Annotated in this window: 27 protein-coding genes; 17 read left to right on the top strand and 10 right to left on the bottom strand. The window is 38.9% G+C overall.

The window, feature by feature from the left end; all coding sequences use genetic code 11:
* Nucleotides 1-10 precede the first annotated feature (10 nt).
* Nucleotides 11-865 carry an STAS domain-containing protein gene (locus Q1B03_RS01730; protein WP_299737508.1) on the bottom strand — a complete coding sequence of 285 codons (855 nt, stop codon included), beginning with the start codon at nt 863-865 and terminating at the stop codon, nt 11-13.
* Between the two features lie 125 nt (nt 866-990).
* Here Q1B03_RS01730 and Q1B03_RS01725 point away from each other — a divergent pair, with 125 nt between their 5' ends.
* Complete coding sequence (locus tag Q1B03_RS01725) at nt 991-1,569, top strand: histidine phosphatase family protein (RefSeq protein ID WP_299737506.1); 579 nt, start codon at nt 991-993, stop codon at nt 1,567-1,569.
* An 84-nt stretch (nt 1,570-1,653) separates the two neighbouring features.
* On the top strand, nt 1,654-2,043 hold the full coding sequence (locus Q1B03_RS01720; RefSeq protein WP_299737504.1) for a thiol-disulfide oxidoreductase DCC family protein: 390 nt from the start codon (nt 1,654-1,656) through the stop codon (nt 2,041-2,043).
* A 126-nt stretch (nt 2,044-2,169) separates the two neighbouring features.
* Here the strand turns inward: Q1B03_RS01720 and Q1B03_RS01715 are convergent, their stop codons facing one another.
* The 4 genes from Q1B03_RS01715 to Q1B03_RS01700 form a co-directional block, all read right to left on the bottom strand.
* Complete coding sequence (locus Q1B03_RS01715) at nt 2,170-2,577, bottom strand: secondary thiamine-phosphate synthase enzyme YjbQ (RefSeq protein ID WP_299737501.1); 408 nt, start codon at nt 2,575-2,577, stop codon at nt 2,170-2,172.
* Nucleotides 2,578-2,632: 55 nt separating this feature from the next.
* Nucleotides 2,633-3,175, bottom strand: a complete 543-nt coding sequence (locus tag Q1B03_RS01710; RefSeq protein ID WP_299737499.1) for a 2'-5' RNA ligase family protein — start codon at nt 3,173-3,175, stop codon at nt 2,633-2,635.
* A gap of 19 nt (nt 3,176-3,194) precedes the next feature.
* Nucleotides 3,195-3,485 carry a hypothetical protein gene (locus tag Q1B03_RS01705; protein ID WP_299737497.1) on the bottom strand — a complete coding sequence of 97 codons (291 nt, stop codon included), beginning with the start codon at nt 3,483-3,485 and terminating at the stop codon, nt 3,195-3,197.
* Nucleotides 3,486-3,560: 75 nt separating this feature from the next.
* Entirely contained in the window at nt 3,561-4,286 is a 726-nt protein-coding gene (locus tag Q1B03_RS01700; RefSeq protein WP_299737494.1) for a LamB/YcsF family protein, read from the bottom strand.
* Between the two features lie 399 nt (nt 4,287-4,685).
* Here Q1B03_RS01700 and Q1B03_RS01695 point away from each other — a divergent pair, with 399 nt between their 5' ends.
* A complete protein-coding gene (locus Q1B03_RS01695; protein WP_299737492.1) occupies nt 4,686-5,150 on the top strand; it encodes an NUDIX hydrolase in 465 nt (154 codons plus the stop codon).
* Between the two features lie 54 nt (nt 5,151-5,204).
* On the opposite strand, the gene Q1B03_RS01690 is transcribed toward Q1B03_RS01695, so the two are convergent.
* Together Q1B03_RS01690 and Q1B03_RS01685 are read right to left on the bottom strand one after the other, a co-directional pair.
* Nucleotides 5,205-5,381 (bottom strand): hypothetical protein, encoded by a 177-nt coding sequence (locus Q1B03_RS01690; protein WP_299737490.1) that lies wholly within the window; start codon nt 5,379-5,381, stop codon nt 5,205-5,207.
* Between the two features lie 189 nt (nt 5,382-5,570).
* Nucleotides 5,571-6,791 (bottom strand): MFS transporter, encoded by a 1,221-nt coding sequence (locus Q1B03_RS01685; RefSeq protein WP_299737488.1) that lies wholly within the window; start codon nt 6,789-6,791, stop codon nt 5,571-5,573.
* A 357-nt stretch (nt 6,792-7,148) separates the two neighbouring features.
* On the opposite strand from Q1B03_RS01685, the gene Q1B03_RS01680 reads away from it, so the two are divergent.
* A complete protein-coding gene (locus Q1B03_RS01680; protein WP_299737485.1) occupies nt 7,149-7,829 on the top strand; it encodes a response regulator transcription factor in 681 nt (226 codons plus the stop codon).
* Entirely contained in the window at nt 7,826-9,235 is a 1,410-nt protein-coding gene (locus tag Q1B03_RS01675; RefSeq protein WP_299737483.1) for a HAMP domain-containing histidine kinase, read from the top strand. The genes Q1B03_RS01680 and Q1B03_RS01675 overlap by 4 nt, the downstream gene beginning before the upstream one ends.
* A 24-nt stretch (nt 9,236-9,259) precedes the next feature.
* Here Q1B03_RS01675 and Q1B03_RS01670 read toward each other — a convergent pair whose 3' ends face one another.
* Nucleotides 9,260-9,772, bottom strand: a complete 513-nt coding sequence (locus Q1B03_RS01670) for an Hsp20/alpha crystallin family protein (RefSeq protein ID WP_299737481.1) — start codon at nt 9,770-9,772, stop codon at nt 9,260-9,262.
* 573 nt (nt 9,773-10,345) lie between these two features.
* On the opposite strand from Q1B03_RS01670, the gene Q1B03_RS01665 reads away from it, so the two are divergent.
* The 3 genes from Q1B03_RS01665 to Q1B03_RS01655 all read left to right on the top strand — a co-directional run bounded on the left by Q1B03_RS01665 (nt 10,346) and on the right by Q1B03_RS01655 (nt 14,751).
* The gene (locus Q1B03_RS01665; RefSeq protein ID WP_299737479.1) at nt 10,346-13,192 is read left to right on the top strand and encodes a 2-oxoglutarate dehydrogenase E1 component; all 2,847 of its coding nucleotides are present in this window, start codon (nt 10,346-10,348) and stop codon (nt 13,190-13,192) included.
* A gap of 19 nt (nt 13,193-13,211) precedes the next feature.
* A complete protein-coding gene (gene odhB / locus Q1B03_RS01660; protein WP_299737477.1) occupies nt 13,212-14,447 on the top strand; it encodes a 2-oxoglutarate dehydrogenase complex dihydrolipoyllysine-residue succinyltransferase in 1,236 nt (411 codons plus the stop codon).
* A gap of 175 nt (nt 14,448-14,622) precedes the next feature.
* Nucleotides 14,623-14,751: a hypothetical protein gene (locus Q1B03_RS01655; RefSeq protein WP_299737475.1), complete on the top strand. Its 129-nt coding sequence runs from the start codon at nt 14,623-14,625 to the stop codon at nt 14,749-14,751.
* A 108-nt stretch (nt 14,752-14,859) separates the two neighbouring features.
* Here Q1B03_RS01655 and sda read toward each other — a convergent pair whose 3' ends face one another.
* Nucleotides 14,860-14,994 carry a sporulation histidine kinase inhibitor Sda gene (sda, locus tag Q1B03_RS01650; protein WP_044336757.1) on the bottom strand — a complete coding sequence of 45 codons (135 nt, stop codon included), beginning with the start codon at nt 14,992-14,994 and terminating at the stop codon, nt 14,860-14,862.
* 403 nt (nt 14,995-15,397) lie between these two features.
* Here sda and Q1B03_RS01645 point away from each other — a divergent pair, with 403 nt between their 5' ends.
* From Q1B03_RS01645 to Q1B03_RS01630, 4 genes are all read left to right on the top strand, one after another.
* On the top strand, nt 15,398-17,035 hold the full coding sequence (locus Q1B03_RS01645; protein WP_299739564.1) for an AMP-binding protein: 1,638 nt from the start codon (nt 15,398-15,400) through the stop codon (nt 17,033-17,035).
* 187 nt (nt 17,036-17,222) lie between these two features.
* Nucleotides 17,223-18,101 (top strand): gamma-glutamylcyclotransferase, encoded by an 879-nt coding sequence (locus Q1B03_RS01640; RefSeq protein WP_299737469.1) that lies wholly within the window; start codon nt 17,223-17,225, stop codon nt 18,099-18,101.
* Between the two features lie 30 nt (nt 18,102-18,131).
* Nucleotides 18,132-18,962, top strand: a complete 831-nt coding sequence (locus tag Q1B03_RS01635; RefSeq protein WP_299737466.1) for a GNAT family N-acetyltransferase — start codon at nt 18,132-18,134, stop codon at nt 18,960-18,962.
* Between the two features lie 27 nt (nt 18,963-18,989).
* The gene (locus Q1B03_RS01630; RefSeq protein ID WP_299737463.1) at nt 18,990-19,616 is read left to right on the top strand and encodes a DedA family protein; all 627 of its coding nucleotides are present in this window, start codon (nt 18,990-18,992) and stop codon (nt 19,614-19,616) included.
* 38 nt (nt 19,617-19,654) lie between these two features.
* Here Q1B03_RS01630 and Q1B03_RS01625 read toward each other — a convergent pair whose 3' ends face one another.
* A complete protein-coding gene (locus tag Q1B03_RS01625) occupies nt 19,655-19,990 on the bottom strand; it encodes a hypothetical protein (RefSeq protein WP_299737460.1) in 336 nt (111 codons plus the stop codon).
* A gap of 162 nt (nt 19,991-20,152) precedes the next feature.
* On the opposite strand from Q1B03_RS01625, the gene Q1B03_RS01620 reads away from it, so the two are divergent.
* The 5 genes from Q1B03_RS01620 to Q1B03_RS01600 all read left to right on the top strand — a co-directional run bounded on the left by Q1B03_RS01620 (nt 20,153) and on the right by Q1B03_RS01600 (nt 26,407).
* Nucleotides 20,153-20,356 (top strand): DUF6501 family protein, encoded by a 204-nt coding sequence (locus Q1B03_RS01620; protein ID WP_148971115.1) that lies wholly within the window; start codon nt 20,153-20,155, stop codon nt 20,354-20,356.
* Between the two features lie 89 nt (nt 20,357-20,445).
* Nucleotides 20,446-21,351 (top strand): GNAT family N-acetyltransferase, encoded by a 906-nt coding sequence (locus Q1B03_RS01615; protein ID WP_299737453.1) that lies wholly within the window; start codon nt 20,446-20,448, stop codon nt 21,349-21,351.
* A 170-nt stretch (nt 21,352-21,521) separates the two neighbouring features.
* Nucleotides 21,522-22,403: an AAA family ATPase gene (locus Q1B03_RS01610; RefSeq protein WP_299737451.1), complete on the top strand. Its 882-nt coding sequence runs from the start codon at nt 21,522-21,524 to the stop codon at nt 22,401-22,403.
* A gap of 10 nt (nt 22,404-22,413) precedes the next feature.
* Entirely contained in the window at nt 22,414-24,333 is a 1,920-nt protein-coding gene (locus Q1B03_RS01605; protein WP_299737449.1) for a nitric oxide reductase activation protein NorD, read from the top strand.
* Between the two features lie 499 nt (nt 24,334-24,832).
* Nucleotides 24,833-26,407, top strand: coding sequence for a sodium:proton antiporter (locus Q1B03_RS01600; RefSeq protein ID WP_299737447.1), 1,575 nt, complete (start codon nt 24,833-24,835; stop codon nt 26,405-26,407).
* The last annotated feature ends 9 nt before the right edge of the window (nt 26,408-26,416 follow it).

Genomic DNA, 26,416 nt, shown 5'->3' with positions numbered 1-26,416 from the left:
TGGTCTTATATTAAAGAGGAAGAACCACTTCATATTGAGTGAATCCGATGTCTTCAAGGGCTTGTTTTAAGCTTGAGCTTGTTTTTAAGTCGTCGAAGGTAATGCCGAGGTTCCCTAAAGTATGGGCAAATTCAGGTCGGATACCTGTCAATACCGATTGTACTCCCATCATCTTTAAAGCGTTGATGATTTGGTAAATATTATGAGAAACCATGGTGTCCATGATTGCCACACCGGATATGTCAATAAATAAATAGTCCAATTCTAGTTCAGAGCTTTTCTTTAGAGCCGTTTCCATAATAGACGTGGCTCTATGAGTGTCAATTTCCCCAATGAGAGGAAGAATCGCAATTTTATCTGCAATCGGCACAATCGGTGCCGAAAGTTCATCCATAGCAGTATGAATAAGAGCTAGCTGATCTTTTTGCTGCTTTACAAATAACTCATTTAAAAGATAAGCAATTTCATCCAGTAATGGGTTAATCTTTTTGTTTACTTGCAGCATAAGAGAGGCTGTTATTTGATTATCGCTGATCTGTTTAGTGAAAATATCCCAAATAGTAGTCCGGAATGCTGATAGTGTTTTTAGCGATTCATTTAGTGGAATGCCTTTTTCAAGTGCTATTTTTCCTACCTTCTGTGTCCACTCGCTTATCTTAATGAGAGAATCTTTTTGCTCTTCTTGTAAAGATTCTCCCAGCATTTGAATTAATTCAATTCTCCATTCCGTGACTTGCTCCATTTTCACTCCAGAAAACTTAAGTTGTTCAGAATACCGTTTTTCCTGATATTCAATTACGCCCTGAGCAATATCGGATTTATGTGAAACAATTTCTTGTCCTAGATACACTAATTCATCTCTCATTCTCCTCAGCCAACTCCTTATACTGCTTATTTATTTAAAACTTTCGAAATAGTCTCTATTAATGGTAATATAGTATATCATAAATTCTATTAGAATTATAGCTTTCAATAGAAGGAGTAAATGAAATGACTCATATATGTTTAGTACGCCATGGTCAAACTGATTGGAATCTTAATGGGAAATTACAAGGTCAGACGGATATTCCATTAAATGAAACAGGAAAGCTTCAAGCAGAAGAATGCAGAGAATTTCTAGAGAAATCACATTGGGATGTTCTGATTACTACTTCTTTGGTGAGAGCCAGGAAAACGGCAGACATTATTAATGAAGCCTTGGAATTGCCGATTGTTGAGATGGACCATTTCAAAGAACGTTATTTTGGAGATGGGGAGGGGATGTCCCGTGAAGAAAGAGAAAAGCAATATCCTGATTTTATCTTTCCGAATATGGAATCGTACGAAGTGTTGATCGATAGGATCCAGGAGGGACTGAGAGAGATTCATGATCAGTTTCCTGACCAGAATGTATTGCTGGTTGCTCACGGTGCGGTCATCAGTGCAATATTGCGAGAGTTTCATAAAGAGGAGGTAGGTGTGAACCACGTGAAACTATTTAACGGCTGCCTGACCAATCTCCATTTCACAAATAAACGATGGAATGTCCATTCTTATAATGAAGTAGGTCATTTATCGGAGCATGAATAAAGATGTGAGTGAGAACGGGAGCGTTTACCTCCTCAGAGTGATGTAAAGAATTCTACTATAATTAGATGTGAATGGTGTGATCTAATGGCGATTATTTTGTTTGATGGTATATGTAATTTCTGTAATAGTAGCGTACAGTTTATTATAAATCGTGATCCAAAGGGACTCTTTCAATTTGCTTCCTTACAAAGTGAAATTGGTCAAGAATTATTAAAGAAGCATAAGATTCCTCAAACGACAGATAGCTTCGTTTTAATCGACGATCATAAATCGTATGTTGAATCAACTGCCGCTTTAAAGGTGTGCTCTCATTTAACATGGCCATGGAAGCTTTTCGGCGTGTTTAAGATCATTCCCAAGCCCCTAAGGGACAGGGTATACAGGTGGATTGCCGCAAATAGATACAAATGGTTCGGAAAACAAGAATCCTGTATGCTGCCTTCGCAAAACATGAAAGACCGTTTTATAGAATAGAAAGACTCGAGGAAACGTCCTCGAGTCTTTTCGTTCTATAGGATTTATCATTAATGTCGTCATCATGCTTGGAGGTTAGAGTCCTATGCTTATCGCTATTTTTCAAGCCGATTCGCTTTAGTATGATTATTGACTTTGAATCGTTTTAACCGAAACTTTTCTTCTTGAACGCGGTCCATCAAATTCACAAAGGTAAATACCTTGCCAGGTTCCCAGAAGAAGTTCACCATTAGTGACGATGATTGTTTGAGAGTGGCCGACCGTACTCGTCTTTAAATGGGCGGCTGTGTTTCCTTCTCCATGAAGATCCAGAGTATGTTCCCATGGATATACCTCATCTAATCGACGTAGAAAATCTGTTTTTACATCAGGATCGGCATTTTCATTCACCGTGATTCCGGCTGTTGTGTGCAAGGATTGAACCACCACAAGACCTTCCTTCATTTCTGCGTTGGTGATGATGTCTTGGACATATGTGGTAATATCAATCATTTCATCGCGCTTTTTTGTATCGATTGTAAGAGTTTTTATCATAACAATGACCCTTTCTATGTAAGTCTTATTCTCTACATTCCACCAAATGGCTTGTTCAAAACCAGCCGTTCTCTTTATCAATATGGTGCTGGCTATAAAGTGGTATTACACTGATTACATTGGAAACATCCTGTTCATTTATTTCCTCGATAACGATTTCTTTTACTTCTGTATGGAAACTTTCACTCCAATTTCTATATTCTTTTAAGGCGCGATGGAATTCTTCTTTTAAATCAATCCTCCCCAATGTGATATGAGGAATGTACGTAAAAGAGGGGTTACGAAAAGGTGTTAGTACTCCTTTATACAGTTCATCATGTGAATGAATGATGGAATCATTCCCTCTTTTTACATTAAGACATAAATATTCACCAGAGGACCCTGTTATTTCTTTTAATAGCAGGCTGAATGGTTGCAATCGATTAGCAATGCTTTGTACATGTGATATGATTTCACTGTTAGATAAATTTGAAGTGAAAGGGAAAACGAGTGTAATGTGGGGAGGGATTTTATCCCATAATGGGTCGTGTGTTGTTCTGATCCTTTGGATTTCTTCTACTGATTCAAGTTGTGGGAAAATATGAATGGCTCGTTTCATCACATAATCCTCCATTTTGTTAACAGGATTCTTCTTGATCTCTTATGAATATGTGCTTTTTACGCTCGAAAGAAGCTCTGTAGCACTTTCCGTCTTTTGTCTTGTATAGAGCTTTATACACTTTTTCTTTATTATCTGTTGTATGAGTTTGAATGATGCCAATGATGGTAGAATCGGGAGCTACAGTTTGTAGAGATGTTTCAATGCTTGAATGCAAAAGGAACCGCTGATAGCCATATAGAATAATAACGCAAGCAACAAGTAAGATGAACATCCAGCGGAATCCTTCCAGTAGTAACGTCTTATTCATCAGAAAATACTCCTATCTTCTAAAGCATATATTCGACTTAAGGAATGAAAAAGGGCAGTACAGCCCTTTTAGAATTCAACTTAACTTTTTATATAACCTTTTAGCAAGGTTTAACGCAGCTGTGTTGTCACCATGAAGACAAATGGTATCTGCTTTAATTGACAATACCTCACCATCTGTGGAAACTACCTCTTGTTTCTCCACCATTCGTAATACTTGCTTCTCCACTTCGTTTTCATCATGCAGTACGGCATTGGGAAGTGATCGTGGAGTAAGTGAACCGTCAGATTGATAGGTTCGATCGGCAAATACTTCATGAGCGACACGCAACCCTATTTCTTCTCCTGCTTTTGTCAGCTCACTTTGGGAAAGGCCGAATAAAGTTAATCCGGGGTCAAGGTCGTATACGGCTTTAGCAATCGAGGTTGCCAGATCGGAATCCTTCGCTGCCATATTATAAAGTGCACCATGAGGCTTTACGTGAGATAACATGCCTCCCTGTGCCTTGACGAAAGCGAGGAGGGCGCCAATCTGATATTGTACAAGGGCATATGCTTCTTCAGGGGTTACATGCATCATTCTTCTTCCAAACCCTTGAAGGTCAGGTAATCCAGGGTGAGCACCAATCTTTAGGTTGTGATTTAATGCATTTGTAACGGTTTGTTTCATTACGAGGGGATCCCCTGCATGGAATCCGCATGCGACATTGACGGAGGAAACGAATTTCATCATTTCTTCATCTTGTCCTATTGTATATGTACCAAAACTTTCTCCTAAATCACAGTTTAAATCGATTTTCATTTTTCCATCCTTTCATCCTTTAGAATGAATTGTAACATTCTGAATTCTTATCTATCATACCATAAATTTAATCTGGATGCTTTTCTGATAGAGTAGAGGAGGATTAAGGGAGAAAATGATTTTCTCATCAAATTTTAATCTTGTTCTAATAGATTTCACTTTTTCACCCGATACAATGAATCTTGCTTATGAATAAGGATTTATCACTCCCTAAACAAAAAGAAAGTGGGGTAGCTTTCTTTTTGTTTAAATCTTTATTATGTAAGACCCATTCTAATTTCTTTCCTTTGGAGACAAAAGTTTTGCTGAAGCTTTTGTCTTCTTTTTGTGTATTTTTAGACAATGGTTATAATGAAGGGGAATAGACAATGGTTATAATGAAGGGGAAGGAGGGGTCAAATGGATCTTGTATTTAAACAAAACCAAAACGTTTTTAATTACAGGGTAGTGGCCATCTGGGTAGAACAGGACCATATTTTATTACATAAGCAAGTGGAAGACAATTACTGGTCGTTGCCCGGTGGAAGAGTCGTCATGGGAGAAGCATCACAGGAAAGTTTAAAGAGGGAAATGCAAGAGGAACTAGGAGTTGAAATTATTATAGAACAATTGATCATGGTGAACGAAAATTTCTTTCCATATAAAGAATGGGATTTCCATGAAATTGGATTTTACTATAAAGTGAAAGCTAAAGACAGGGCAATTTTTCAAAAGGATCCCTTTCATGGGCTGGAAGGGGAGCGTTTATTATACAAGTGGATTCCAATTGAAGAACTTTCTGAAGTACAATTATATCCTCAAGAGGTTAAAGATATGTTATTACATCAACCAAATGAAACAATCCATATTGTGTCAAAGAAGTGAATTAAGTGGAAGGCAGAGAAGAACTTCTCCACCCTTTAGACTATGTAGTACTACTTACTGTGAATGAGTCAGTTTTAACTTTACTCTATGAAACAACGATTTCATCTTTCCTTCGCTTCTTTTCGCATTGGGGTGATGATCAATTACTTTTGTACGTAGAAAATAATTAATGCCTTCTTCAGCCAGAATGAGAAGTACAAAAAGAGAAACAATCACGATTATCCAAGTCATATATATTCCTCCCTTACTATCCCTTTCATGTTTATGGATATATCTACCACATTATGAATCGTAATAAACATGTTGTGTCGTAAAGAACGAGCTTTCTTTATTCTACTCAGCAGATGTAGGAATGCAATTGAAAAAAACGGAGCCTGCATTCAGCTCCGTTTTTTCTTTCATCCATCAAGGAATGAACCCTTAAGCCTTTTTAGTTGAGACAGCTTGCGGGGGAGTTTCCGGAACCTTAATGAAAAGCATTCCAACCAGGCTGGAAAATAGACTTAGAACTATGAAAATGATAAAGGTACTCAAAGGTTCAATCAATGCTACTATAGGAGGCCCTAAAGCGACACCTGTAAACCTCATTGAACTGTAAATAGAGGTGATGGTTCCACGATGCTCTTTTTCAATTCCTTCTGTAATAAGTGCATCCAAACAAGGAAGGGCTGCGCCCATTCCAATTCCCGCAATCGAAAAAATACTCAATATAACCCATTTTCCTTCAGTGAAGATTAATGGAAGGAATGCAACCGAAGTCATAAGGGAACCAAAGACGATGACCCACTTCATCTTCTCTTTACTCTTACCAATCACTTTCCCAGTTATGTAGGAGGTAAGACATAAGAAAAGGAGTGGAACCGCTAAATATAGTCCCTTCATCACTCCGTTTATTCCATAAGCTTGCTCTAATCTGGTTGATAAATAATATAAAAAGCCAAATAAGGTAAACATGGAAATGATTCCAATGATGAAGATGCCGAAAATCCATTTCTTTTCCTTCCCAAGGACGATTACCACCGCATGAACAAATTCCTTAATCGATTGTTCCGCTTCTTCTCCTTTTTTTGGTGGAACTTTCACAAATACGACAATCAGAAGAATCGAAAGAATTGAAAATACAGGTATGGAAAAGAATGGGATAAACCAGATCCATGCAGCAAATAACGCTCCGAGTATCGGGCTTAGCACCTTGCCGAAAGTATTGGATGTTTCGATTAAACCCAATCCCTTGGTGATTTGATCATCATCCTCATACAGGTCTCCTACTGTAGGAATGACGACTGGGAAGGCTCCGGCTGCTCCAATTCCTTGAACAATCCTTCCTACAATAACAAAAATATAGGCGTTCGAACCGTAAATTGAAGCAAATCCACAAATGAGGCCACCGATTCCTGCAATGATCAAGCTGGGTATCAGAATATTTTTCCTTCCGAAACGATCGGATAAGTAACCGGCAATTGGAATACAAAGAATGGCAATAATAGAGTAAACGGTAATGATTAAGCTTGATTGAAACCCCGTAATGTTTAGCTCCTTTTCTAATTGAGGAAGGACAGGGATCAACATGGAATTCCCGAGTGTCATAACTAAAGGAATAGAGGATAACGCCAGTAGATCTAATTTTTTCTTGCTTTCCATTTCGTGCACCTCATTCTTATTTATACACGTTTATTTTCTTCAACAAGAGCATTTTCATACTACCTATTTATTTCATTATAATAATATTATGTAAACTGATTGCGTCTTTTTTTCTCTAACTAAAAACTTACCTTTTTCTCACTCAATTTTAATGAAAGAGGAGGAAAATGGCAGTATTGATAAAAGGGAGGTAAGAACCATGTGGATTCGAATAATTCCTATTTTATTTTTCAGTTTTACTGCCATTACTTTAATGACGTATCAAGGTATTGAAATCTTTCAAGCGCTTAATGATTATATTTTTAGCAAAAGTAAAATAAAATAAGTGATATTAAGCATTTAGAGCAGGTGATTTATGTGAAAAGAATTTTAGTCATAGAAGATGAAAAAAATCTCTCTCGGTTCATTGAACTGGAACTTAAATATGAAGGATATGAAGTGGGGCTTGCCTATGATGGAAGAGGGGGGTTAGAGAAAGGTATAAACGAGGATTGGGACATCATTTTATTAGATCTAATGCTGCCGAATTTAAACGGACTTGAGGTTTGCAGAAGAATACGGCAAGTGAAAGCTATTCCGATCCTCATGATCACGGCAAGGGATAGTGTAATGGATCGTGTATCAGGATTGGACAGTGGTGCCGATGATTATATCGTAAAGCCTTTTGCTATTGAAGAACTGTTAGCGAGATTGAGGGCCGTATTTAGACGAGCAGGAAATGAAGAAGCAGCTTCAGCTCAAACAACGTATCATTACCGTGATATCACCGTTCAAAAGGAGTCACGGCAAGTATTTAAGCTTGAACATGAAATCGAGGTTACGAAAAGGGAGTATGACCTTTTACTCGCCTTTTTGGAAAATAAAAATATTGTTTTGACCCGTGAAGTCCTTCTCAATAAAGTGTGGGGGTATGATACCGAGGTTGAAACGAACGTAGTGGATGTTTATGTAAGATACCTACGAAATAAAATTGATTCGCCTGACGAAGATAGCTATATCCAAACTGTACGTGGTACCGGGTATGTGATGAGGACATGAATACATTCATGAATCGATTTAAGCCCTCTTCTCTTAAAGTGAAGTGGGCATTAGCCGCTGGTTCAGCCATATTCCTTGCCTTTTTCTTATTTAGTTTTTTTCAATATCATGCAATCAATAAATGGATGGTGGATGAAGAAGAAAATAACTTTAGTCGTGTGCTGGATGAAATTACGGTGTTTTTTAAACAAAAAGGGCCAAATATACAGCTGCAGGACATTTATGATAGCAGGGATTTGATGAAGCAAATAGCTGAAAAAGACCAGACTATTCGTATTTTAGATCGTCAGGGGAATCAAGTATCGGAAATTCAAGGTGAAAATGAATGGGCTTTTTACGTTCCTTTTCAACCCGTCAGAGAAAAGACAGTTACACTTATTGAATCTGAGGGAAAACAAATGCTTATTGGGAGATCTCCGATAAGATCTAGTCAATTCAACGGATATATTGAAATCATCCAGCCTTTAAACCGGTATGAAAAGATCATGAAGAACCTGTTCTGGATGATGACCATCACCGGGGTATTAGCGCTCTTGATCAGTGCAATTATCGGCTATTTCATGGCTAGAAGCTTTGTACGTCCACTAAATAAGCTTTCTGAAACAATGAGATCGATTGAAAGGAAAGGATTTCATGAAAGAGTGGAGATTGTAAAGGCCCATGATGAAATCAGTGACCTATCGCAAATTTTCAATAAGATGATGAGCCAAATTGAGAAATCGTTTCAGCAGCAACAGCAATTTGTTGAAGATGCATCGCATGAATTAAGAACGCCCATTCAGGTATTAGAAGGACACCTGGCTCTTTTGAACAGGTGGGGAAAAAAAGATCCAACGATACTGGAAGAATCTTTACAGGTGTCATTGGAAGAACTTGAAAGAGTGAAAAGGCTTATAGGTGAACTATTAGAACTTTCCAGGGCGGATCGGGAGAAATTCGATCTGCAAAACGCTCGGGCCAATGCACAAAAAGTAGTTGAAAAGACAATTAGAGATTTTAAATTTTTACATCAAGAACACACTTTTTCCTGCTTGTATGAGTTGGATAACGACGCTGCGGTATCTATTATGCCAAGGCATCTTGAACAAATCATGATCATCCTGTTAGATAATGCCGTGAAATACTCTGAGATGGATTCAAACATTGAGATAAAATTAATGGATCGTGAAGAAGAAGTGATGATCGAGGTGAAAGACGAAGGGATCGGTATTCCAGAAGAAGATCTTCCAAAAATCTTTGACCGGTTCTACCGTGTGGATAAGGCTAGAAGTCGTGAAAAAGGCGGGTATGGCTTGGGGTTAGCGATTGCATCAAAGCTTATTCAAAATTACGACGGTGAAATTAAAGCCTTAAGGAACGAACCTGCAGGTACCATTGTGCGACTGTCTCTTAAGTACGCTAATTAAATGTATTCTACATGTCAAGACGTCTCAATATTTATCTGAGACGTCTATTTCTGTATATTGCATGTCGATGCTTTTAGGTATTTTCAGTTCTAATATGCCGTCCTTGAATTGAGCCACTGCGCCTTTTTTCTTCACTAGACAAGGGAGTGTGATGACCTGTCTTTCCCCATTCTCCGGGATGTTCTCGATAATGGCCTGATTCGACGTATGGTATATTTTCAATTGCTTCATCCACTCTTCATTTGGAACGTGAAAGCGGATGTAAATATCCTCAAAGGATTCAAAAACATTTGCAGGTATTGAAGTAGAAGAAGGAGAAGCCTGCCCCCCCTGAGATTTCTGCCCTTGATTACCAATCGGATTCATAAAGGATTGCGCCCCGTTCATCAAATCATTCGGATTCATCATACTCTCCCATCCGCCCGGGAACATCTTTTTCATCATACCTTGTATATAGGAATCCATTTCTTTCGGATTCATCTGGTTCATTTGATCTTTCATTTCTTTATTGAAAGGGAATAAACTCCACGGGAACATGTGAACCACCTCGCTTTAATCTATATAGGCCAACCGCCATGATTGTTATATTCTATGCAATGCATAGGCGAAAAGTTCCTCTGCTTGAAGGAGAAGAATGGAAAAAGTAATAAAGCCCTGGGATGAATTTTCAACTCATAAGATCTATCTATCATTCTGAAAAACTTATAATATATAAAAATTAATGAAAAATAACAAAAAATATTTGGTTTTTTTTAGTAACAGTAGTAAGATGGTTTATGAAAAAAGTACCCTCATAACAGGGATACAAGAAGGTGAAAGAGAAAGCGCTTAATAAAATATTATTTCAGAATAGTCGATTATCAAAAAGGTTTTCGTGCAATTTATTATGGGAATATAAGTAATAACCTTAAAAATGAAGGGGAAAACAAAATTTTGAGAAATTTGTCATTAAGACTTTATCTTACTACTGCACAGTGATAAAATGTCCTTGTAAGCGTTTTAATGTGTTAAAAATTACTATTCTTGCATAATGAAACACAGCTTAAAAATTGTAAGAATACATGATACCCAAATTATACTAACTGGCAAAATAGTTGGAGGTTTTTCACAATGAAAAAACAATCGGCAAAAGGGGAACCGTGGCAATCGTTTTACGGACCGAACCTGGGCTATGTAATGGAGGTTTATGAACAATTCTTGGAGGATCCATCTGACGTGGATCCTGAATTGAAAGAATTATTCGAACAATGGGGCCCTCCTACAGCTGAAGACGTACAAGTAATCGCAAGCGCTCAGCATGGGGATACATCATTCACTTTACCAGCACAACCTACTGCGTTAAGCAAAATGGTAGCTGCAGTTAAATTGGCAGATAATATTCGTACATATGGTCATTTAGCTGCGGATATTAATCCCCTTAATGACCGAAACAAAGACACAAGAAGAATTGAACTGGCTGAATTTAATTTATCTGAAGAGGATTTAAAGCAGATACCTGTTGATTTCTTATGCCCGAATGCACCTTCTCACATAAAGGATGGTTTGCAGGCAATCAATCACTTAAGACAGGTCTATACTAAAAAATTGGCATTTGAATATGCTCATGTTCATGAGCTTGAAGAAAAGAATTGGTTAAGAGAAAAGATTGAATCAGAATCCTATTTCACTCCACTTTCAAAGGATAAGAAACTTGCGTTATTAAAACGACTTGCCGAAGTGGATGGATTTGAAAAATATGTTCACCGTACGTTTGTTGGTCAGAAGCGTTTCTCCATTGAAGGACTGGATTCTATGGTACCTTTACTGGATGAAATGGTTCGTTATTCAGTTGAATCAGGTGCTAAAACAGTCAATATCGGTATGGCACACCGAGGTCGCTTAAACGTGCTGGCCCATGTCATCGGTAAACCGTATGAAATGATTTTTGCGGAATTCCAACATGCTCCAAGTAAGGATCTGATTCCTTCAGAAGGCTCGATTGGAATTACATTCGGATGGACAGGTGATGTTAAGTATCATTTAGGTGCTGATCGTGAAATCTCACCTCTACAGTCGTCAACAGCGAGAGCACGTGTCACTCTGGCGAATAACCCAAGTCACTTAGAGGTTGTGAGCCCCATTGTTGCTGGTTACACACGTGCTGCACAAGAAGTTCGTGAAGATAGAGGTTATCCAGAACAATCACCGGAATCTTCCTATGCTATCATGATTCACGGAGATGCTGCCTTCCCTGGACAAGGTGTTGTAGCTGAAACATTAAATATGAGCCAATTACGAGGATATAATACGGGTGGATCCATTCACCTCATTGCGAACAATATGATCGGTTTCACGACTGAAAGCCGTGATTCACGTTCTACTAAATATGCATCTGATACTGCCAAAGGCTTTGAAGTGCCGATTGTCCATGTCAATGCAGATGATCCTGAAGCTTGTCTTGCGGCAGCGGTGCTCGCCTATGAATATCGTAAAACCTTTGGAAAAGACTTTGTCATTGATTTGATCGGCTACCGTCGTTTTGGTCATAACGAAATGGATGAACCGATGGTGACGAATCCATTAATGTACTCTGTCATTCAAAACCATCCTAACGTCAAGAAGCTTTATGCTGAAAAATTAATCTCAGAAGGAATCCTTACAGAAGCAGATGTAGAGAAAATGGATAACGACATCGAAGAAGCATTAAAAGCGGCTTACGATAAAGTGCCGGCTAAAGACGATGATCCTGATACCGTCCTTGCCCCACCTGAATATGTAGCAAATGGCTTACCGGATATTAATACGAGTGTCGATTTTAATAAGCTTGAAGGTTTAAACAGTGAACTGCTTCAATGGCCAGAAGGATTTAATGTGTTCAAGAAATTAGAGCGCATCCTAAAGAGACGAAGTCAGGTGTTTGAAGGGAAAGGGAAAATTGACTGGGCCCATGCTGAGACGTTGGCGTTTGCCTCTATCTTGAAGGATGGTACGCCGATTCGATTAACGGGACAGGATTCAGAGCGTGGTACATTTGCTCAACGCCACCTTGTTCTTCATGATGAAAAATCCGGTGAAGAATACATTCCTTTACACAATCTGAATGACAGTCATGCTTCGTTTGTTGTTCTTAATAGTCCTCTTACTGAAACGGCTGTTGTTGGATATGAGTATGGGTACAATGTGTTTGCACCTGAGACGTTGGTTCTTTGGGAGGCACAATTTGGAGACTTCTCCAATATGGCACAGGTGATGTTCGATCAATTCATTTCAGCCGGTCGTGCAAAATGGGGTCAAAAAACCGGCCTGGTCATGCTCCTGCCTCATGGATATGAAGGTCAAGGTCCAGAACACTCAAGTGCTCGCCTAGAACGATTCCTGCAACTGGGTGGAGAATATAACTGGACGGTTGCCAACTGTTCTACAGCTGGTCAATACTTCCATATTCTTAGACGTCAGGCTGCCATTTTACAAAAAGACGAAGTAAGGCCACTAGTAATCATGACGCCGAAAAGTTTGCTCCGAAATCAATTCGCAGCTGTCACAGCCGAGGAATTAGCCCATGGAGAATTCCATTCAGTCCTGGAACAAAAGGGTCTTGGAGAGAACCAGGATACTGTTGAACGGGTTGTACTGTGCAGCGGGAAAATTGCGATTGATTTAGAAGAGAAGCTTCAAGATATCGATGATAAAGATTGGTTACACATTCTTAGAGTAGAAGAAATTTATCCTTTCCCTAAAGGTGATATATCAGCCATTCTGGAAAGATATTCAAACCTTAAAGAAATTGTATGGATTCAAGAAGAACCTAAGAATATGGGAGCATGGACATTTGCAGAATCACGGCTCCGTGACATTGCACCTGAGGGTGTTGAGGTGCATTATGTCGGCCGTCGCAGACGTTCAAGTCCATCAGAAGGTGAACCAACAGTACACAAAAAAGAGCAATCACGAATTATAAATGAAGCGTTAACTCGATAAGAAAGAGGAGGACATCACAGTGGCAGAAATTAAAGTTCCAGAATTAGCAGAATCAATTACAGAAGGTACAATTGCTCAATGGTTGAAACAACCAGGGGATTATGTGGAAAAGGGTGAGTACATCGTTGAGCTGGAAACAGATAAAGTAAATGTTGAAGTCATTTCAGAAGAAGCAGGTACGATACAAGAACTGAAAGCTGATGAAGGCGATACGGTTGAAGTCGGTCAAGTTATTGCCATTGTTGGTGCAGGAGGGGAAGCTCCAGCAACTCCTGAAACTCAGGAAAATGCATCTGCTCCTAAGCAAGAAGAGAAAGAAGAGAAGAAAACTGAAGTTGCGCCAGCCAAAGAGGACAAGAAGAATCGTCCAATCGCTTCTCCTGCGGCTCGCAAATTGGCACGTGAAAAAGGCATCGACCTTTCCGATGTGCCAACAGATCCATTAGGACGTGTTCGTAAGCAGGACATTGAAGCCTATAGCAACAAACCTGCTGCTGCTCCTTCTAAACCTGCTGCGGAAGAGAAGAAGGCACCTTCTAAGAAAGATGATGGAAAGCCAGTGGTTCGTGAGAAGATGTCCCGCCGTCGTCAAACAATTGCGAAACGCTTGGTAGAGGTTCAGCAAACAGCTGCAATGCTTACAACGTTTAATGAAATTGATATGAGTAAAGTAATGGAATTACGTAAACGTAAAAAGGATAAATTCTTTGATGACCATGATGTAAGGCTCGGTTTCATGAGTTTCTTTACAAAAGCAGTCGTAGCAGCCCTTAAGAAATTCCCATACGTGAACGCTGAAATTGATGGGGATGAAATCGTTCTTAAGAAATTCTATGATGTCGGCGTAGCCGTGTCTACGGATGATGGATTGGTTGTCCCGGTCGTACGCGATTGTGAGCGAAAGAACTTTGCAGAAATCGAAGGGGAAATTATGGAACTGGCTACTAAGGCCAGAAACAACAAATTATCTCTTGGGGATCTGCAAGGTGGTTCATTCACGATTACAAATGGTGGGGTATTCGGTTCATTACTATCTACTCCAATTTTAAATGGACCGCAAGTTGGTATTTTAGGGATGCATAAGATTCAACTTCGCCCAGTGGCCATTGATAAAGATACAATGGAAAATCGTCCGATGATGTACATTGCTTTATCATATGATCATAGAATCATTGATGGAAAAGAAGCGGTTGGATTCCTTGCAATGGTGAAAGATTTACTTGAGAATCCAGAAGACTTACTGCTTGAAGGTTAAGTAGTCCTGATTGAATAAGAATAGATGAATGTTTTGCTGATTCATATATCCATTAATGGGTTGTGGATCAGCTTTTTTTTTCACCTTTTTTTACTAAGAGAATAAAATATGGATAACTAAAATAAAGTTTCCTAAAGGAAACTCTGGGACATGAATAAGGAGGGAAGGTGTAACGATGAAGAACTTCAATTCAAAAAAAGTGATTCAGTATTCGTATCTTTTTCATAAATTGGGATTGTTGGATAATGAACAATTCAAACAAATTGAGGAATACCATGGATCCAAGTATAAGAAGCACAGTTAATGTCTGTTTCAAAAATGAAAAAAGACAGACTCAAGTGAAGATGAGTCTGTCGTAATAATCGCATCTCAGGGGGTGAGATAAGCTAGTATTCTTTTTTTATTCTCATTGTCAAGATTTCCTAAAAGGTTTCAATCCTCGGTTACGAATTTCTTTCTTAAGAAGTAAAATCCAGTCTTGATCATTCCCTTGCTTCTCAGCATCACGATAAGCTGCAACCAACTGTTCATTACTTAAGATTTTCATGACCAACCTCCCAGGAATGTGTAAAATATAGAATTTTCTATATTTTCTATTTATTCTACATAGAAAATACTCATTTGAAAAGGGTTTTTTCATAATTTACGTCTAAAGTAGTATTTTTAGTTATTATGTAGAAAAAGGTTTAGAGAAGATGTTTTTTGTCTATATAAAGTGGTTGGACATTTCAGTTCTTGTTGAAACTTGTCATCTAACTATCTCCATTGGCTATTTACCTTTAAGTATTAAAAGTCAGAAGAAAATCACGATTAATTAGTTTGAAAATTTTAATTTTTGTGATAATATTACACGCATAAGGAACTGAAATTTTAACCTCTTTGACTACATATACTGAAATGTTCCAGGCTTAACATGAATACAGATAAAGGGGGATATTCATTTGTCGGAGATTTTACATGCAACTGTAGGTGAATTACTCGAAGAAAAAGCTCGTTTACAGCCTGAGGTTGAAGCGGTTGTCTACGCAGACAGAGGATTAAGATGGTCCTATCATGAATTTAACCAACAGTGCAGGCAAGCTGCAAAAGGGTTTATGAATCTTGGTATCAATAAAGGAGATCATATCGCGATATGGGCTTCTAACACTCCTGAGTGGTTAGTAAGTCAGTTTTCGACGGGGAAAATGGGAGCTGTACTAGTAACCGTAAATACTAATTATCGTACTGCTGAATTAGAATATTTATTAAAGCAATCTGACAGTAAAACGATTATTTTGATGGAAGAGTTCAGAGGTGCTTCCTATATAGATATGTTGTATGAGATTTGTCCTGAGTTGAAAACGTCTAAGCCCGGAGAATTAGAGAGCTCAAAACTTCCTTATTTGAAAAATGTTATTGTCTTAGGGGAGAATGCATATCCAGGTACATATAGCTGGCAGGATATTATGGATAGAGGGAATGATGTTGAGGAAGGTGAGTTGGATGAAAGACTTTCAAGCCTTTCCCCCGATGATGCCATCAATATGCAATACACGTCAGGAACGACAGGATTTCCTAAAGGAGTCATGCTTACCCATTCTAATATCGTAAACAATGGTTATAATATTGCCGGGTGCATGAGATTGACGAACAAAGACCGTTTATGTATTCCTGTTCCATTTTTCCATTGCTTCGGATGTGTATTGGGTACACTTGCATGTGTATCTGTTGGGGCTACTATGGTTCCACTTCAGGAATTCGATCCGAAGCAGGTTCTCCAAACGGTGCAGGATGAAAAATGTACAGGCCTTCATGGGGTGCCAACCATGTTTATTTCCGAGTTAAACCTCCCAGACTTTGGTCAATACGATCTTTCCCATTTGCGTACTGGAATTATGGCCGGTAGTAACTGTCCGATTGAAGTAATGAAGGGCGTCATGGACAAAATGGGGGCAGATGAGATAACCATCGCCTATGGTCAGACCGAATCTTCCCCTGTCATTACGCAGACGCGCACCCATGACCCGATTGAATTAAAGGTGGAAACGGTTGGAAAAGCCTTGCCAAATGTAGAGGTGAAGATTGTTGAGCCTGGATCGAGCCGGGAAGTTCCCCATGGTGTTCAGGGGGAGTTATGTACGCGTGGGTATCATGTCATGAAAGGGTACTATAAGAATGAAGAGGCTACAAGGCTTGCAATAGATCATGAAGGTTGGCTGCATACTGGTGACTTAGCGGTCATGGATGAACACGGCTATTGTAGGATTACAGGAAGATTAAAAGACATGATCATTCGAGGCGGTGAGAATATTTATCCGAGAGAAATTGAAGAATTTCTTTATTCCCATCCAAAGGTATTGGATGTTCAAGTCATTGGAATTCCTGATGAAGTCTATGGTGAAGAAGTTATGGCCTGGATTATTTTGAAGGAAGGACAAACCGCAACACCAGAAGAGATCAGAGAATATTGTAGAGGGAAGATATCCCGTCATAAAATTCCAAGGTACATCGAGTTCACTGATTCCTACCCAATGACAGCTTCAGGGAAAATTCAAAAGTTTCGCTTAAGAGAGCAGGCGAAAGAAGCAGCCCTGCCTAAAAGTAATTAACAAATTGAAAACGCTTCCTCGAAAAGGACATTCCCAATTCTTCGGGAATGTCCTTTTCATGCGGAAATAAAAAGTATAATAGAGTATCAGATAACTGAAATTTCAGAGACTCTTTGCTAAAATAAAAGAAGAGACTCATAAATATATTAACAATAATATGATTATGTAAACAATTGGAGGGTCATCTGTGTACGTTTTTGTTTATGGGACGTTAAGAAAACACGAAATCAATCATTTTCTATTAAAGGAAGCCATATTGATTAGGGAACAAGCTTGGGTGGAAGGTGTTCTTTACGATACTAAAAGAGGATATCCCGCACTGAAAGAAGGCAACGGGAACACTTATGGCGAATTATATAAAATCGACTCCAGTATATTATCACCGGTGGATGAATTGGAGGATTTCATCGAAGAACGAGAAGACAACCTTTATATACGTAAGCTTAAACTTGTACAATCGGATAATGGACCGCAGGAAGCTTTTGTTTATTATTCTGAAAATGAAGAATTGTTCCAAGAAGAAATTCCTTCAGGAGATTGGAAAGTACATCAGTTTCTAAATGAAAAGCCTGATAGGATCCTTTATTTTGCCTATGGTTCGTGCATGGATGATGAGCGGTTTAAATTAGCGCAGGTAGATCACCATTTTAAAGACTGTCTGGGTGCAGGGGTTCTAGAAGGATATTCTATGAAGTATCTCTTTAGAGTACATGATGGTGGCCGGGGAGACATCATTGAGGATGGAGGGACGATGGAAGGGGTAGTATATGAGCTCCCTCAACAAGCAGTGGAATACTTGTTCACTAGAGAAGGGGTAGCACCTGGATGGTATAGAGCAGCTTTCATCGACATACAAATTGGTGGGAGGCTTTACAAGGATGTATTAACCTTTATTGTCAAAGATAAGTGTCAGGAAGCCTGTCCCCCAGATCATTATGCAAAAGAGATTCTACGTGGCAGCAGGCCACATGTAAGCAAGTCTTATCATGAAAAGTTACAGCAGCAATTAGTTGGAATAGGGATGACAGAAGAGCAGGTGCAGAATCTTCTTAACGAAGAAGAATAGATGCACGAAAGAGTTTCGGGAGGTGAAGTCATGAAGATAAGTGATGATCTATTATTTACAGCAATAGAATCCCATCACTGGGACTATCCAGATCGATTGATACCGAGTGAAGTGGATAGTTTACACAGTGATGGAATCGTTGCAATTAAAAATAAACAGTTGAAAAATGTATTTGCTAATAAGGTACCTAAATTCATTGTGAATAATATGAATGAACTTCAGGTGAAATGGAAGGTGATTGAAGAGTTTTATGGTAAGGAATCCTTTAGTATGTGGATCAGGGAACCACTTATCGATCAGGAAGAGGAATTCCTCCTATCACACGATGGTCTTCTGGAAGAGCGTTATGAGGGGTTGATATTTAATCTAAAACAGGGTCATTTCATCCCTTCACCTGCTCATAAAGTCATTACTGTTGAAAGTGACCTTCACATTCATGATCTTGTCGAAATCAGTTCCTCCATATGGGGTTATCGGGAAGAAGACAAGCCGGTCATCTTTAAACAAAGAAAAGAGTTTATGAGCAAATGGGGACCGGATGGTGGGTTCACATTAGCTTACAATAAGAAGGGGCATCCTGTTGGATACGGAAATTATCGGTTCAGCCGTGATCATGAAGTCCTTTACCTCAATGGAGGAGGGGTGCTCCAAGAAGCAAGGCATGGAGGCGTTTATTCTTCATTAGTCGCCCATCGATTGGAAATGGCAAAACGAGCGCAATGTCGGTTTGTAACCTGTCAGGCGAGAGTCGGTCACTCTGCCCCCATTCTCAAGAGGTTGGGCTTTCAAGCGTTTTCAACCTATCAATATTGGGTAGTGAATAGAAAAGCGCAGGCAGATTTGATAAGTGAGAAAAAATAGTCGCTTTGTGTGAAATGGGGTGGTACGATGGATGTTTTACTTCAATTGGTCGATCAATTTGGATATATCGCCATGTTTCTTTTTAGCTGGATTGTTTTTTTAGGATTACCGGTACCCAACGAACTCGCTGCTGCACTATCGGGATATTTATCTGAATGGAGAAATTTCAACCCTTATACCTCCTTTTTCTTTATGTATAGTGGATTGATCTCTTATGGAATCTTCGCCTTTTTAAACGGCCGATATTTCGGAACAAAATTAATTTCTCGATTTATGAAGGGAGATAAATCAAGGAAACTCATTGACAATGGTGAAAAATGGATAAATAAGTATGGTCCCTTTGCCATTTCGTTTAGCTATTTCATACCAGGCATCCGATTATTCATGCCTTATATTGCCGGAACGTCCAAAGGGATTTCTTTCATGAAGTTTCTCTTATATGCTCTTCCGTCTGCATTCGTTTGGGGATTTGTGTATTTTCAGATTGGGAGGTATTTTCCAAAAAGTTTTCAGGGATTACTGGAAGAAGTGAGCGTGAAGGCAGGAATCGTTTTTTCCATGTTATTCATCGGGGTGATCGTGTACAGTATTGTCTTTACCTTGAAAAAAACCCCTGATACCTCGAAATGGAAAAAGGTACGTTATCGAAAATAAGAAAAGACTGATCAAAGATGACATCTCCTTTAATCAGTCTATTTATCTTGTTCATCCTTAATAATAGTAAAATACTTCCCAAATACACCCAATGCCTTAATTGTGGTTCTTGAGCCATTTTCATCCTCGTATATTTTCCCGATTGTGTTAAATAGCAAGTAACCGTTTTTAATATTTGAGCCTGTTTCTATCAAAGTTGAATAAGTATTCCCCTCAAGTTTCTTTGTACAAGTTATAGATTCATGACATTCAATATTGTATTCATCTAGAAGCCATAAATAAAATTGTTCTTCATTAGGCCGGTTGGTGCTCATGTAAAAAACCATCAAAACAAAAGCAAAAATACCCATTCTTTTTAATCCGCTTTTCACCATCTTAATCGAACCTCTCCTGCAAATTCCTCCTATAATATACCATATTTTCTTGTTGAAAGTAATAGTCTCACATAAAAACTGATAAATGAGATAGTAGTTGAACTTATAGCTCTGTAAGAATATACTATTAGCATAGTACATTTCAAAAAGGAGGTTATTGTATTGATTCACAAAACCTGGACGGAAAATAATACCGGAAAAAAGGTAAAATGTGTACATACGGATGCGAAGAAATATACAGTTGAAAATGTTTTAACCATTGGTAAAGAATACGATGTGAAAAACGAATCTGAAGAGTATTATTTCGTCATCGATGAAAGTGGGAAAATGGGAGGCTTCTACAAAGAGTACTTTGAAGAGGTGTAAGCCACTTCTTTCTGGCTGGTTTCTTTTTAATGTGGAGAAACCGGCTTTTTTGATGGCTATTAAAATATGGTGCAAATGGGGATAAGAGAATGAAACACTCATTTAGTAAGCGAATCATTTCTATGGAGGACCAACCATCTCTCATTAACCTATTCAAGAGTTATGAAAGGGAAGTATATGGAGAGGTTCAAACGAGTGAAGCTGATATTCAAGAAATGATAGAATCCATTCCTGAAGCTGACCGAAGAGGGCTTTGGGATGGAGGAGATTTAGTAGCTATCTCTATTCTTACTGAAAAAGATCACCGTTTACCTTCGTTAATCCTTGCCCTTCCTAACGATCATATGGAGCTTTATATAGGTGAGTTGGCAGAAGAGCTTTTTACATCAGCCAGGAGAAAGAAAGAAACGAATTCAGACTCAAAAACCATTATCCTATCTGCGAATCTTGAAAAAGAGAAAAAGGCCTTTGAGAAATCTGGCTTTACACCAACTCGTTACTGGTTTCAGATGAAAAAAGACCTAGAAGATCTATCTGCTGCAACAGTTTCTCCACCTTATTGTATTTCTGGTTTCAATCCCGATACCGAAGCTGAGAGTCTTTATAAAATGTTTGAAGAGGTCTTCTCAGACCATTTTGATTATCACCCCTCCAGCCTGGATGAATTTAAGAAGCGTTTTCTTCGTCCTTCATTTGATCCCACTCTCTGGTTTGTACTAAGAGAAGAAAACAACCTTGTAGGTTTTGCCTTTTGCACGGTTAACGCTGAAACAAAATTAGGTGAAATCACCCATTTAGGGATTCGCAAAAAGTGGCGTCGCAAAGGGCTCGCCCACTATTTGCTCTATTATGTTTTTTCAAAATTGAAAGAGAAGGGAATGACAACTGTAGCTCTTTCAGTCGACAGTGATAGCTATACAGATGCAACCATCGTTTATCAAAAAGCTGGAATGTACGTATATCGGGGGTTTACTCGATATGATCTAGAAGTTTAGAAGCTGAAAAACACCCGGTTAAGGGTGTTTTTTTTATTTTGGAATATTAATTGGTTACTTAACCAGAACTAAGATAAAAGCTTTGAAAACAAAATTAGGCAGAGCCTTTGCAGTGTAAGCGTTATTACATGTAGAATGTCTAGTATGTGAAATGGAAAGGAAGTCATAAAATGAATGTTGAACGTTTATTACCAGAATCGGTTACACATATAATAAATGAGAGGAAACAATTATTCTCTTCTACTGAGCATTCTCCTTTGATCGGAGAAGGTGGATATACAGCTAGTGAAGACTATATTATTGAAGATAGTATCATCTCTCTGTCATTAGGGAAAAATCTTCTCCTTAAGGGACCCACTGGTTCAGGGAAAACGAAGCTATCTGATACCTTGTCTTCCATCTTCTCTCAACCGATGCACAGTATAAACTGCTCGGTTGATTTAGATGCAGAAGCGTTATTAGGTTATAAAACAATCAGCGAACAAGATGGGAGAAGCGCCATTGAATTCATCGAGGGACCTGTTATTCAAGCGATGAAAAATGGTCATCTCCTCTATATTGATGAAATTAATATGGCCAAGCCTGAAACGCTGCCGATCTTAAATGGTGTGTTGGATTACCGCAGAAGTATAACAAATCCATTTACAGGAGAGGTCGTTAAAGCCGCCCCTTCATTCGGTGTAATAGCAGCCATTAATGAAGGATATGTAGGTACAGTCCCGTTGAATGAAGCGTTAAAAAATCGCTTTGTCGTAGTCGATGTGCCATATATAGAAGGGGAAACATTAAAGACTGTGATTGAAAGTCAAAGCAAGCTGTCCGATTCTAAGCTTATTACTCAATTTGTAGACTTGTCTTCGGATTTATTGGTTCAAGTGAAAAACGGCCAAATTTCAGAGGAAGCGGCTTCCATACGTGCCCTATTGGATGCCTGTGATTTAGCCGTGTACTTGCCTGCAAAAAGGGCTATACAACGCGGAATCGTTGATAAACTGGAAGATGAACGAGAAAAAGCGGCTATTGAAAATATAGCTGAAACCTTATTTGAATGAGGGACTTGTAATGCATCGATTTATTCAATTTAATGATGAAACCATAGACTCTTTTTTAGTAATGGAAATGGCTGATTTGACGAAAACACTTTCCAAAAATGCCGATATGAACTTGAAATACGGACCGTTTTCTTATCTGGATTATAAAGAAGGAACGGTTTATGTCAGTCATTTTTGGGATCACCGAAAAAAAGAAGAAGAAGTACATGGATTGAAAAGTGATATTTATTTAAGGACGATCGGTAATCTTCATGAAACCACAAACGATGATGTTATCGATTATATTGAGAAGGTGAAAGCAACTTCTGTTCCCCGGTTTGCCAAGCAGTTATTTGTCATTGGTGAAGAAGCTCGCTTAGAGGAAATCTGTAAATCAAAGCGTCCAGGAACTAAGAAGTCTTTTGAGACGAGAAGAAAATTATATCGCCAGCACTTCGAAGCACAGCTTAAAGTAAACATTATGAAAAGTGTTTTTACAGATGCATTATTTAATTCAATATTCCTTCTTCTCCATGCACAATCTCCATTAGAGGAACCTGTTAGGATAAATGAGGATATTGATTTAGCAATGCCCTTTTTGCACCGGCAAATCACCCGCTTCTTTGAAACCCGTAACACCAAAGATGTGGTAAGAATTTGCTTGGAAATGGTAGAAGTAATAGATGAGATTGTTAAAAAAGATATGTTAAATGAATACTTCCATTTGCCTGAAGATGTGTATAACTCGGAGGAATTGATTACTGAAACATTTGACGATTTAAAAAGAAAAGATCCCCTTGCTAATCAGGATGTGTTGGAAGAAGAGAGCACAGGGGAGGAAGAAGTGATAGATGAAGAATTCCGAACTTGGCACCGGGAAACGAGTGACAAAGGGGAGTCATTCCTTCAGTTTGACTTAGATCAAGGGTCTCAATCCGATCTTATGGGCGAAGGTGTCCGTGAAGGAGATGATGGAGACCAGGCAATGGCTATGGTACAGGGCTCAGCTAAAGAAACGGAGCAGGAGCAGTACCAAAATGTGAAAGCGCAGGAGCAAGAAAGAGATGAACTTGGAGGTGGAAAAGCTGAGTATGGAAAGGACAATCGCTTTGCTGTACCTCACTTTATTTCACCAACCATTCCTACTCCTGAAGACAAGCACTTGTATAACCTTAACAAAGGGATAATTGCTCCTTATCAAAAGAAGCTTCAGAAAATGATCGAGAAAACATTGGAGCATAAGCGGATCCAGCCTAGAAGTGATTTGCACTTCGGCAGGCTGAACAAAAAGTTATTGCGCTTTATCACAGACGATAACCCAAGACTTTTCTATAAAAAGCAAAACCCTTCATCTGAAATAGATGCTGTTTTCTCATTATTGGTAGATTGTTCAGGTTCGATGTATGACAAAATGGATCAAACGAAGCAGGGGATTACGTTATTTCATGAATCATTAAAATCGGTTCGTGTACCACATGAGGTAGTCGGCTTCTGGGAAGATACGAACAGGGCGACAAAGACCAGTCAACCAAATTATATGAATCCTGTACTGGATTTCTATTCATCCTTAAAACCTAACAGTGGTTCAGAGATCATGCAGCTACAGCCTGAAGAAGATAATAGGGATGGCTTTGCCATCCGTTTAATGACAGAACGGATTCTGAAACGGAACGAAAAACAGAAATTCCTTCTTGTCTTTTCAGATGGTGAGCCGGCAGCGATGGATTATGAGCAGAACGGGATCGTTGATACTCATGAAGCTGTTTTAGATGCAAGAAAGCAAGGGATTGAAGTCATCAACGTCTTTTTAGCGAACGGTGAGATAGATGAGGGGCAAAGAAAAACCATTCAGAACATATATGGGAATTACAGCATTCTTGTTTCAGATGTAGAAGAACTCCCTGAAGTGTTATTTCCTTTATTGCGAAAGCTTCTGTACAAAAGTATTTAGATGAAAAGAAGACGATTGTATGGTAAAACATGTAGTCGTCTTTTTTTGGTGCGGAGGAATTCAAATCAGTCCTGAGGCTGAAACAAAATCAATCATCCATCTCATTCGAATTCCCTTTACCTGCAATATACTGAAAGTAATAAAATTAAAGGGGTGGATAAGATGAACAATATTTCTGATATGAATGCCGCGATCCATGATTACCACAGGATAAATCACATTTTGAATCTAAAAGGATGGAAGCAAGGAAAAAACACCACGAAACAATATACCCCTCCATGGTTTAGAAAGAATCTGTAAATGAAAAAATGCGTTAAGTTCAAAAAAAAGAGGAAAAAAATGTATAATAGAAGAATGACCATGCTTACTTTAGCGTAGATGGTCATTCTTTTTTATTGGGTAAAAAAGCATACAATTGTGAGTCATATTCATGCCGAAGGGAAGATTACAAATAAAGAGATGAGGAAAAAATGATAAAGAAAGGGAGGTCACGGTGATTATGCATGAGTTAGATATGCACCATATTTTTGAACTGGGACTTATTTTAGTGATGATCGCAGCAGGCATCACGGCGATTGCCAAGAAATTCAAACAGCCATATCCAATTGCCCTTGTCATTGTAGGTGCCCTTATCGGGTTATTCAATATACCGGTACTGGAGCCCCTCAAGGATTTTATCACTGAAGGAGAAGTATTTAATTTTGTCATTATCACATTATTTCTACCAGCGCTCTTGGGTGAAGCAGCTTTGAAGCTGCCTTTCACCCATCTGCGTGCGAACAAGGAGCCGATTATTGCCTTGGCTTTTGGAGGAACATTCATTTCGTTCTTAATTATCGGCTTTTCAGCGTATTACTTCTTTGACTTTCCCATTCCGGCAGCATTTGTTTTTGGGGCATTGATGAGTGCGACAGACCCTGTCAGTGTACTATCCATATTCAAGAGTGTAGGAGTTAAGAAGAGGTTGGCGGTTGTCATTGAAGGCGAAAGTTTATTTAATGACGGTTTAGCCGTTGTATTGTTCAATATATCGGCTTATTATTTACTATCCTATATTGATGCTGGCTGGGCCGGACTTGGGAGTGGTGTCTGGGAGTTCATCCGGGTAGTATCCCTGGGTGTCATTATTGGAAGTTCCCTCGGTTATGCATTTTCCGTTTTAACGAAGTACTTCGATGACTATCCGTTGGAAATTATATTTAGTGTGATTTTGTTTTATGGTTCATTTCTCCTTGCAGAGAGCGTCCATGCTTCAGGTGTTATCGCTGTCGTAATTGCAGCTCTTATTTTCGGTAATTATGGCGGGAAAATCGGTATGAGCCCTACAACCAAATTGAACATTAATAGTTTTTGGGATGTAGCCGCGTTATTGGCCAATTCCCTCGTGTTCTTAATGGTCGGCCTTGAAATAACAAGGATTGACCTAGTTGAGAAATGGCCGTATATTTTTGCAGCCATTGTATTAGTACTCGTGGCACGAAGTATTGCAGTCTATACAAGTTTATCTCTCATCGGGAACTTCCCTCACAAATGGAAGCATATTTTGAATTGGGGTGGCTTGAAAGGATCGTTATCAATCGCCTTGGTCCTCAGCCTTCCGAGAGATTTTCCAGGAAGAGAAGACGTCTTAATTCTTGGATTTAGTGTGGTATTATTCAGCCTTGTCATCCAAGGATTAACAATCAAACCATTGATCAATGTATTAGGGATTAAACCGAAAGAAGAGGGACATGTGGAATTTGAAAAATTGCTCAGCCAGCTCCACAGATATGAAACAGCCATTGGAGAAATCCATCGCGTTAAACAAAAGCTTTATATTACAGACCCTGTATCAAATGAGCTTATCGATATGTATACCAAAAGAATTGACATGTTAAAAGCTCAATTGGATGATTTATTCAAAAGAAATCCAGTAATAAAAGCAGATCAGCTAACGACACTGAGAAAACACGCGCTATACGCCGAATATGAGGCGGTTGCGAAACTGGAAAAAGAAGAAATCATCACAAGCTCCATCGCGGAAAAGGAGTATGATGCAATAACGGATAGCATTGTTCACAATGAGGAGAAATAGCAGAAGGTG

It is taken from the genome of uncultured Rossellomorea sp. (genome assembly GCF_947488365.1).
GTDB lineage: Bacteria > Bacillota > Bacilli > Bacillales > Bacillaceae_B > Rossellomorea.
The sequence above is the reverse complement of the archived record's forward strand: the minus strand, read 5'-3'. Positions and strand labels throughout refer to the sequence as shown.